The sequence below is a fragment of the Streptomyces sp. NPDC052301 genome (genome assembly GCF_044593395.1).
In the GTDB taxonomy this organism is placed as follows: domain Bacteria; phylum Actinomycetota; class Actinomycetes; order Streptomycetales; family Streptomycetaceae; genus Streptomyces.
The window spans coordinates 77,646-87,157 of the sequence record NZ_JBIUBE010000009.1; the positions used below are offsets into that span (position 1 = coordinate 77,646).

General features: G+C 70.2%; 9 protein-coding genes. 5 read left to right on the top strand and 4 right to left on the bottom strand.

What is annotated here, in order from left to right:
* Nucleotides 1-22: 22 nt before the first annotated feature.
* Entirely contained in the window at nucleotides 23-877 is an 855-nt protein-coding gene (gene truA / locus ACIHEJ_RS25445; RefSeq protein WP_400138941.1) for a tRNA pseudouridine(38-40) synthase TruA, read from the top strand.
* A gap of 48 nt (nucleotides 878-925) precedes the next feature.
* On the opposite strand, the gene ACIHEJ_RS25450 is transcribed toward truA, so the two are convergent.
* Nucleotides 926-1,801 (bottom strand): hypothetical protein, encoded by an 876-nt coding sequence (locus tag ACIHEJ_RS25450; protein ID WP_400138942.1) that lies wholly within the window; start codon nucleotides 1,799-1,801, stop codon nucleotides 926-928.
* A gap of 298 nt (nucleotides 1,802-2,099) precedes the next feature.
* Between ACIHEJ_RS25450 and rplM the strand changes: the two genes are divergently transcribed.
* The 3 genes from rplM (at nucleotide 2,100) to glmM (ending at nucleotide 4,642) form a co-directional block, all read left to right on the top strand.
* Entirely contained in the window at nucleotides 2,100-2,543 is a 444-nt protein-coding gene (gene rplM / locus ACIHEJ_RS25455; RefSeq protein ID WP_003998796.1) for a 50S ribosomal protein L13, read from the top strand.
* Between the two features lie 42 nt (nucleotides 2,544-2,585).
* Nucleotides 2,586-3,098, top strand: a complete 513-nt coding sequence (rpsI, locus tag ACIHEJ_RS25460; protein ID WP_103812805.1) for a 30S ribosomal protein S9 — start codon at nucleotides 2,586-2,588, stop codon at nucleotides 3,096-3,098.
* Nucleotides 3,099-3,283: 185 nt separating this feature from the next.
* Entirely contained in the window at nucleotides 3,284-4,642 is a 1,359-nt protein-coding gene (glmM, locus tag ACIHEJ_RS25465; RefSeq protein WP_400138943.1) for a phosphoglucosamine mutase, read from the top strand.
* Nucleotides 4,643-4,768: 126 nt separating this feature from the next.
* Here glmM and ACIHEJ_RS25470 read toward each other — a convergent pair whose 3' ends face one another.
* A complete protein-coding gene (locus tag ACIHEJ_RS25470; RefSeq protein WP_400138944.1) occupies nucleotides 4,769-5,701 on the bottom strand; it encodes a DUF389 domain-containing protein in 933 nt (310 codons plus the stop codon).
* 21 nt (nucleotides 5,702-5,722) lie between these two features.
* Nucleotides 5,723-6,691, bottom strand: a complete 969-nt coding sequence (coaA, locus tag ACIHEJ_RS25475; RefSeq protein ID WP_400139154.1) for a type I pantothenate kinase — start codon at nucleotides 6,689-6,691, stop codon at nucleotides 5,723-5,725.
* Nucleotides 6,692-6,854: 163 nt separating this feature from the next.
* Between coaA and glmS the strand changes: the two genes are divergently transcribed.
* Nucleotides 6,855-8,702: a glutamine--fructose-6-phosphate transaminase (isomerizing) gene (gene glmS, locus ACIHEJ_RS25480; protein ID WP_400138945.1), complete on the top strand. Its 1,848-nt coding sequence runs from the start codon at nucleotides 6,855-6,857 to the stop codon at nucleotides 8,700-8,702.
* Between the two features lie 28 nt (nucleotides 8,703-8,730).
* Here the strand turns inward: glmS and ACIHEJ_RS25485 are convergent, their stop codons facing one another.
* Nucleotides 8,731-9,510, bottom strand: coding sequence for an SDR family NAD(P)-dependent oxidoreductase (locus ACIHEJ_RS25485; protein WP_400138946.1), 780 nt, complete (start codon nucleotides 9,508-9,510; stop codon nucleotides 8,731-8,733).
* Between the last annotated feature and the right edge of the window lie 2 nt (nucleotides 9,511-9,512).

Genomic DNA, 9,512 nt, shown 5'->3' on the forward strand with positions numbered 1-9,512 from the left:
ACGGCCCTGAGAGGATGTGCACGTGAGTGACGAAGTACAGCCCGGGTACGTCCGTGTCCGCCTCGACGTCTCCTACGACGGCACCGACTTCCACGGCTGGGCCAAGCAGGCCGGCGGGAAACGGACCGTGCAGGGCGAGATCGAGGACGCCCTGCGCACGGTGACGCGGTCACGGGAGACGTACGAGCTGACCGTCGCCGGGCGGACCGACGCCGGGGTGCACGCGCGCGGCCAGGTGGCGCACGTCGACCTGCCCGAGGAGGTCTGGCGGGAGCACAACCAGAAGCTGCTGAAGCGGCTGGCCGGCCGGTTGCCGAAGGACGTACGGGTGTGGGCCCTCAGGCCGGCGCCGAGCGGCTTCAACGCCCGTTTCTCCGCCGTCTGGCGCCGGTACGCCTACCGGGTCACCGACAACCCCGGCGGGGTCGACCCCATCCTGCGCAACCACGTGCTGTGGCACGACTGGCCGCTGGACGTGGACGCGATGAACACGGCCGCCCGGGAACTGCTCGGCGAGCACGACTTCGCCGCCTACTGCAAGAAGCGCGAGGGGGCGACGACGATCCGGACGCTCCAGGAGCTGAGCCTGGTGCGGGGCGAGGACGGGATCATCACGGCCACCGTCCGCGCGGACGCGTTCTGCCACAACATGGTGCGCTCGCTGATCGGCGCGCTGCTGTTCGTCGGGGACGGGCACCGCGGCCCGGAGTGGCCCGGGAAGGTGCTGGCCGCGGGCGTGCGGGATTCCGCCGTGCATGTCGTACGGCCGCACGGGCTGACCCTGGAGGAGGTCGGCTACCCCGCCGACGAGCTGCTGGCGGCCCGGAACAAGGAGGCGCGGAACAAGCGCACGCTGCCTGGAGCGGGCTGCTGCTAGAGACCGTCGCCACCCCCGCGTACGGGCGCTACGCGGGGGTGGGCCGGGTCACTGGTTCGCCGCTGCGGACGCCTGGGCCTGGCCGCGGCGCCAGATCTGCCGGAAGGTGAAGTCCTGCAGGTCCTTCCCGGCGGAGAAGGCCTTGGTGTCCTTCGTGGTGACGTTCTTGCCGTTGGTGAAGCCGGTGATCGTGAAGTAGGCGTACCGGCCGACGGCGTTGCGCGTGGAGAAGCAGATCGCTCCGTCGCAGAAGGGCTTGACGCCCTTGCCGGACAGCGAGCGCACGATGCTGTGGTCGTCGGTCTGGCCCTTGGCCTTCGCCGCCCGGTCCTCGGTGGCGAAGACGGCGACGCCGGTGGTGACCGCGATGCCGTTCTCGGTGTAGGTGGCGCGGATCAGGCGGGTGCAGCCGTTCGCGGTGAGGATCTTCGGCAGGGTCGCGTCGGCGGCGGAGGCACAGTTCGTGGTGTCGGCGGTGGCGCCCTTCTTGTACACCGTGCTGCCGATGGTCAGCTGGGTGCCCGGGAACAGCGTCTCGGGGCTCAGCGGCGCGGTGTCCTTCTTGGCGCTGGATATGAAGTCCTTCGGGTCCAGCGGCGGTGGGGCGCTGGTCGGCGCGAAGGACGGCGCCGCGGTGCCCGAGGCGGGCAAGGACGCGCCGGCGGACAAGCTGGGACCGGCGTGCGTGTCGTCCTTTCCGTTCGCGGAGACGACGGCCATGGCGACGGCCGTGCCCACGGCGACCGTCGCGAGCGCGCCGCCCGCTATGAACAGCACTTTGCGGCGCTTGTTCCGGCTCTCCGAGGCCTCGGCCAGCGCGGCCCAGTCCGGAGTCCCGTCGTCACCGCCACTGTTCCAGGGCTGCTGGGAATGAGGTTTCCAGGGATCCCACTGAGACTGGGGTCCCCCCTGCCCGTAACTCATGGGGCGCATCTTAGACGGGGGCCGGAGGGTGCTGGAGGGCGTCGGGCGGCATGCCGCGTTTGTCCGCCGACATAAGAGGGAAGCGCCTCGTTTTGACCCTGCCGGGGGCCTGCAGGTAACCTGCTTCTTCGTTGTGTATTGGCTTGCTCATTCTCACGGGACGGGCCCTTACACCGGTCCGCCGGGCCGATGACCAGCGACCAGCACACGGTTTGCGTCACCGTGGTGCGGTCAAGGCTGTCGTGATCGTTTCGGTGACCTGTTCAGGACCATTCACTCGAAGCGAAGGCTACGAACCGTGCGTACGTACAGCCCCAAGCCCGGCGATGTGACGCGCCAGTGGCACGTCATCGACGCTCAGGACGTTGTCCTGGGCCGTCTCGCCACCACCGCAGCGACCCTTCTCCGGGGCAAGCACAAGCCGATCTACGCGCCGCACGTCGACGCTGGTGACTTCGTCATCATCATCAACGCCGACAAGGTGCACCTGTCCGGCAACAAGCGGACCCAGAAGATGGCCTACCGCCACTCCGGCTACCCGGGTGGTCTGCGCTCCGTCCGCTACGACGAGCTGCTGGACAAGAACCCGGAGAAGGCCATCGAGAAGGCCGTCAAGGGCATGCTCCCCAAGAACTCCCTGGGCCGTCAGATGCTCTCGAAGCTGAAGGTCTACAAGGGTGACCAGCACCCGCACGGCGCGCAGCAGCCGCAGCCGTACGAGATCACCCAGGTCGCGCAGTAAGTCCGGCCACCCCCTAAGACTGAAGAGAATCTGAGGAGAATCGTGGCCGAGACCACTGCCGAGCAGCCGCTCGAAGAGCTTGACATCGACAGCTACACCACCGAGTCCGAGGTCCCCGTCGAGGGTGAGTACACCTCGGAGTCCCTGGCCTCCCGCTTCGGCGAGCCCCAGCCGGCCGCCGGCCTGGGCCGCCGCAAGAACGCCATTGCCCGCGTCCGGATCGTCCCGGGCACCGGCAAGTGGAAGATCAACGGCCGCACCCTCGAGGACTACTTCCCGAACAAGGTGCACCAGCAGGAGGTCAACGAGCCCTTCAAGGTGCTCGAGCTCGAGGGCCGTTACGACGTCATCGCCCGCATCGCGGGTGGCGGTGTCTCCGGTCAGGCCGGTGCGCTCCGTCTCGGTGTCGCCCGTGCGCTGAACGAGGCCGACGTCGACAACAACCGCGGCCCGCTGAAGAAGGCCGGCTTCCTCAAGCGCGACGACCGTGCGGTCGAGCGCAAGAAGGCCGGTCTGAAGAAGGCCCGCAAGGCTCCGCAGTACAGCAAGCGCTAATCAGGAGCTGCCTGCTCGTACTCCGAACGCCCCGGCGGCACGCCACTTGTGCCGTCGGGGCGTTCGTTTATCCCAGCCAAGGGCGTATAACGACACAAGACGCTCAGAGGCTTGTGTGATCGGATGTCGGGAGGCGCGCGCCGGACCGCACCGATCGCCAAAATGCTGCTTCCTCAGGAGGACAAGTGGGACGACTCTTCGGCACGGACGGCGTGCGCGGTGTCGCCAACGCGGACCTGACGGCCGAGATGGCGCTCGGCCTCTCCGTCGCCGCGGCGCACGTGCTGGCCGAGGCGGGCACCTTCGAGGGCCACAAGCCGACGGCGGTGGTCGGACGGGACCCGCGAGCGTCCGGGGAGTTCCTGGAGGCCGCGGTCGTCGCCGGCCTGGCCAGCGCGGGCGTGGACGTCCTGCGGGTCGGCGTGCTGCCGACGCCCGCGGTGGCGCACCTGACCGGCGCGCTCGGCGCCGACCTGGGCGTGATGCTCTCCGCCAGCCACAACGCCATGCCGGACAACGGCATCAAGTTCTTCGCCCGCGGCGGCCACAAGCTCGCCGACGAGCTCGAGGACAGGATCGAGGCGGTCTACGAGTCCCACCGCCACGGCGAGCCCTGGCAGCGCCCGACGGGCGCCGGGGTCGGCCGCGTACGGTCGTACGGAGAGGGCTTCGAGCAGTACGTCGCCCATCTCCTCTCGGTCCTCCCGAACCGGTTGGACGGCCTGAAGATCGTCCTGGACGAAGCGCACGGTGCGGCCTCGGGGGTCTCGCCGGAGGCGTTCTCCCGGGCGGGCGCCGAGGTCGTCACGATCGGCGCGGAGCCGGACGGCCTCAACATCAACGACGGCTGCGGCTCGACCCACCTGGACCTGCTGAAGACCGCGGTGATCGAGCACGGCGCGGCCTTCGGCATCGCGCACGACGGCGACGCCGACCGCTGCCTGGCCGTGGACCACACCGGTGAGGAGGTCGACGGCGACCAGATCCTCTCCGTGCTGGCGCTGGCGATGCGGGAGCGCTCCGAGCTGCGCTCCGACACCGTGGTCGCGACCGTCATGTCCAACCTGGGCTTCAAGCTGGCCATGGAGAAGGCCGGGATCCGGCTCGTGCAGACGGCCGTCGGCGACCGGTACGTGCTCGAGGAGATGAAGGAGCACGGCTACGCCCTCGGTGGCGAGCAGTCCGGGCACGTGATCATCCTCGACCACGCCACGACCGGTGACGGCACGCTGACGGGCCTGCTGCTGGCGGCGCGGGTCGCCGAGACCGGCCGTACGCTGCGGGATCTGGCCTCCGTCATGGAGCGGCTGCCGCAGGTGCTGATCAATGTGCCGGACGTGGACAAGTCGCGGGTGCGGACGTCGGCCGACCTCGCTGCCGCTGTCGCCGAGGCGGAGCGGGAACTCGGTGAGACCGGGCGGGTGCTGCTGCGGCCTTCCGGGACCGAGCCGTTGGTGCGGGTCATGGTCGAGGCGGCGGACATCGACCAGGCGCGGTCGGTGGCCGGGCGGCTGGCCGACGCGGTGAAGTCGGCGCTGGGATAGCTCTTCCAGGGTTCGGGAGGCGGGGAACTGCGCTTCGCCGGCCGCGGCGGTCGTCGTGGCCCGGCACGCCCACGCGGCGGAGCCGCACATCAGGCGCAGCCCCGTGCCCCGTGTCGGCTGCCGCTGTCAGCCGAGACGTTCCCTCTGTCGCGTCCAGAACCATTTCTCCGCGAGCAGGGTGACGGTGCCCGCCAGCACGATGCCCAGCAGGTTCAGCAGGAGCTGGTTCGTCGACCCGACCGTCTGGGAGGTGTCGCCGTAGGCGAGGGCCACGGCGGCGTTCGCGGCGGCCGGGACGGTGGTCACCGAGATGGCGACGCCCACGAGTGCGCCCGACTTGGCGGAGGTCAGGGACAGGGTGCCTGCGATGCCGGCCAGGACCGCCACGATGAACGAGAAGGCGTCGGGGGCGTACACGAACGCCGTGTTGGGCCGCTTGCCGTCCAGCTGGAACCGGTGGAACAAGCCCGCGGCGTCCATGAAGAGGGTGAACCCCACGGTCACCGCCATCGCCACCCCGAAGCCCACCAGCAGCGCGATCAGTGAGCGCAGCGCGAGGCGCGGGCGCCTTCGCACCAGGGCGGTGCACAGACCCGCCAGCGGACCGAACTCCGGTCCCACCGCCATCGCGCCGACGATCAGCACGGCGTTGTCCAGGACGACACCGCACGCCGCGATCATCGTCGCCAGGGTGATGAAGGCGAGGTAGGTGACCGACAGCGTCGACTCCTCGTGGGTCGCCTCGGTCAGGCCCTCCCAGAGCACCGCGTCGACACCCGCGCCCGGCGCCTCCTGCTCCGCCTTGTCGGCGCGTCGGGAGAGCGTGAGGTCGATGTCCTCCACGGCGATCGCACCGGACTCGTCCAGTCCCGTCCGGCGCAGTCCGTGGATGAGTTCGTCCCCCGCCTCGCGCGCCACGTCGCACAGGACGAGGTCGCCGACGGGATTGCGGGCGGCCCCCGGCAGCACCACGAGATGGGTGGTGCCGACCGTCTTCTCGATCAGCCGCACCACCTCGTCGGTCTTCTCGGCCGGGGTGATCAGGCGCAGATGCAGCATGAGCCCATCCAACCGGGCGGGCTACAGCTTGCGCAGCCTCAGACGCTGGACCTTGTGGTCCGGGCCCTTGCGCAGGACCAGGGTGGCCCGGCCGCGGGTCGGGGCGATGTTCTCGACCAGGTTGGGCTTGTTGATCGTCCGCCACAGGGTGCGGGCGTAGTCGAGGGCCTCCTCCTCGGAGACCTGGGTGTACTTGCGGAAGTACGAGGACGGGTTCTGGAAGGCCGTCTGGCGCAGCTTCTTGAAGCGGTTGAGGTACCAGCTCTCGATGTCCTCGGCGCTCGCGTCGACGTACACGCTGAAGTCGAAGTAGTCGGCGAGACCGACCCGGGTGCGGCCGTCCTTGCCGGGCAGGGCGGGCTGCAGGACGTTCAGGCCCTCGACGATCAGGATGTCCGGGCGGCGGACCGTGAGCCGCTGGTCGGGGACGATGTCGTAGATCAGGTGGGAGTAGACGGGGGCCGTCACCTCGTCCTTGCCGGCCTTGATGTCGGCGACGAAACGGGTCAGGGCCCGGCGGTCGTAGGACTCGGGGAAGCCTTTCCGCGACATCAGCCCGCGGGCCCGGAGCTCCTTGGTGGGCAGCAGGAAGCCGTCCGTCGTCACCAGCTCCACGCGCGGGTGCTCGGGCCAGCGGGAGAGCAGCGCCTGCAGGAGGCGGGAGACGGTGGACTTGCCGCAGGCCACCGAGCCGGCGACCCCTATGACGAACGGGGTACCGGACTGGGACCCCTGCTCTCCGAGGAACGTGTTCAGGGCGCCTCTGAGGCCGTCCGTGGCGCCGACGTAGAGGTTGAGGAGCCGGGAGAGCGGGAGGTAGATGTCCCGCACCTCGTCCAGGTCGATCACGTCGCCGAGGCCGCGCAGCTTCTCCACCTCCTCGGCGGTGAGCGGCAGCGGCGTCTTGTCGCGCAGCGCACTCCACTCGGCGCGGGTGAGGTCGACGAAGGGAGTCGCCTCCGGCTTGTGCCGGTGGGCGCTCCGGGGCATCGAGGAGACCGGTGAGATCACAGTTCATTGTTAACGGAGTTTGAACAGGCCGGAGGGTGGGGTCCGTCACGCGCCGGACACCCCTTCGTACGACGGTGGGAATTTCCGATTTCGGGCAGCAGGAGCCCCGATCCGACCGCCTTCGCGCCGTAGGCTGCGGCGCATGTGCGGAATCGTGGGATACGTAGGGTCGCAGTCGGCGCTCGATGTCGTGATGGCCGGGCTGAAGCGGCTGGAGTACCGGGGGTACGACTCGGCGGGCGTCGCCGTGCTCGCGGACGGCGGGCTCGCCGCGGCGAAGCGGGCCGGGAAGCTGGTCAACCTGGAGAAGGAGCTGGTCGAGCGGCCGCTGCCGGCGGGTTCGACGGGCATCGGCCATACCCGCTGGGCCACGCACGGCGGCCCGACCGACGCCAATGCCCATCCGCATCTCGACAACGCCGGGCGCGTCGCCGTCGTCCACAACGGCATCATCGAGAACTTCGCGGTCCTGCGCGCCGAACTGGCCGAGCGGGGCCACGAGCTGCACTCCGAGACGGACACCGAGGTGGTCGCCCACCTGATCGCCGAGGAGTTCTCGGGGACGGCGGACCTGGCGGAGGCCATGCGGCTGGTGTGCCGGCGGCTGGAGGGCGCGTTCACGCTGGTCGCGGTGCACGCGGACGCGCCGGACGTGGTCGTGGGCGCGCGCCGGAACTCGCCGCTCGTGGTGGGCGTCGGCGAGGGCGAGGTGTTCCTCGCCTCCGACGTCGCCGCGTTCATCGCCCACACCCGGTCGGCGATCGAGCTGGGCCAGGACCAGGTGGTGGAGCTGCGCCGGGACGGCGTCACGGTGACGGGCTTCGACGGCCGCCCGGCCGAGGTCCGCTCCTACCACGTGGACTGGGACGCCTCGGCCGCCGAGAAGGGCGGCTACGACTACTTCATGCTCAAGGAGATCGCCGAGCAGCCCAAGGCGGTCGCCGACACCCTGCTCGGGCGCATCGACCCGTCCGGCTCCCTCACCCTGGACGAGGTCCGCATCTCCCCGTCCGAACTGCGGGAGATCGACAAGGTCGTCATCGTCGCGTGCGGTACGGCCTTCCACGCCGGCCTGATCGCCAAGTACGCCATCGAGCACTGGACGCGGATCCCGTGCGAGGTGGAGCTGGCGAGCGAGTTCCGCTACCGGGACCCCATCCTGGACGGCCGTTCCCTGGTGATCGCCATCTCCCAGTCCGGCGAGACCATGGACACCCTGATGGCGCTGCGCCACGCCCGTGAGCAGGGCTCGAAGGTCCTGGCGATCTGCAACACCAACGGTTCGACCATCCCGCGCGAGTCGGACGCGGTGCTGTACACGCACGCCGGCCCGGAGGTCGCGGTGGCCTCCACCAAGGCGTTCCTCACCCAGCTGGTGGCCTGCTACCTGGTCGCCCTGTACCTGGGCCAGGTGCGCGGCACCAAGTGGGGCGACGAGATCCAGGTCGTGATCCGGGACCTCTCCCGCATCTCCGAGGAGGTCGAGCGGGTCCTGGAGACGATGGAGCCGGTACGGGCCCTGGCGCGCACCCTGGCCGGCAAGGACACGGTGCTGTTCCTGGGCCGGCACGTGGGCTACCCGGTGGCGCTGGAAGGCGCCCTGAAGCTCAAGGAGCTCGCCTACATGCACGCCGAGGGCTTCGCGGCGGGCGAGCTGAAGCACGGGCCGATCGCGCTGATCGAGGAGGACGTACCGGTGGTGGTCGTGGTGCCGTCCCCGCGTGGCCGCTCGGTCCTGCACGACAAGATCGTCTCCAACATCCAGGAGATCCGCGCGCGCGGCGCCCGCACCATCGTCATCGCGGAGGAGGGCGACGAGGCGGTGGTCCCGTACGCCGACCACCTGATCCGCATCCCCGCCACCCCGACCCTGCTGCAGCCGCTGGTGGCCACCGTGCCGCTGCAGGTCTTCGCGTGCGAGCTGGCCACCGCCAGGGGGAACGAGGTGGATCAGCCGCGGAACCTGGCGAAGTCGGTGACGGTGGAGTAGGACCGCGGACCGTGCGGCCGACGGCGGCTCAGTGGGTCGAGAAGCCGCCGTCGACGAAGATCGACTGGCCGGTGACGTAGGCGGAGGCGCGGCTCGCCAGGAACACCGCCGCGCCCGCGAAGTCCTCGGCGAGGCCGTTGCGCCCGACCATCGTGCGCGCGGCCAGTGCCTCGACCTTGCCGGGGTCGGACGACAGCCGTGCGTTGAGCGGCGTCATCACGAAGCCCGGCACCAGGGTGTTGCAGGTGACGCCGTGCGGAGACCACGCCTCGGCCTGGGAGCGGGCCAGCGACTCCAGCGCCCCCTTCGAGACGCCGTACGCGCCGCTCTGCACGAAGGCGCGGTGGGCCTGCTGGGAGGTGATGTGGATGATCCGGCCGAAGCCCCGCTCGGCCATGCCGGGTCCGAACCGCTGCCCCAGCAGGAAGGGCGCCTCCAGGTTCACCGTCATGGTGGTGTCCCAGACGTCCTCGTCCAGCTCGCTCATCGGCGGCCGGAGGTTGACGCCGGCGCAGTTGACGAGGATGTCGGGTTCGCCGTGGGCGCCGGCCACCTCCTCGGCCGCCGCACGGATCCCGTCGCGGTTGCTCAGGTCACCCTGGACCCAGGCCGCCCGGCATCCGTCTGCCGTCAACTCCTCCACTGTCTCCGCAAGTTGATCCTTCTTCCGGGCCACGACCACCACGCTCGCCCCGGCGCGCGCCAGTGCCCCGGCGATGGCCCGGCCGATGCCCGAACTGCCCCCGGTCACCAGGGCGGCACGGCCGTCGAGCGAGAAGAGGTCGGAGAGATAGGCCTGGGAAGTCATGG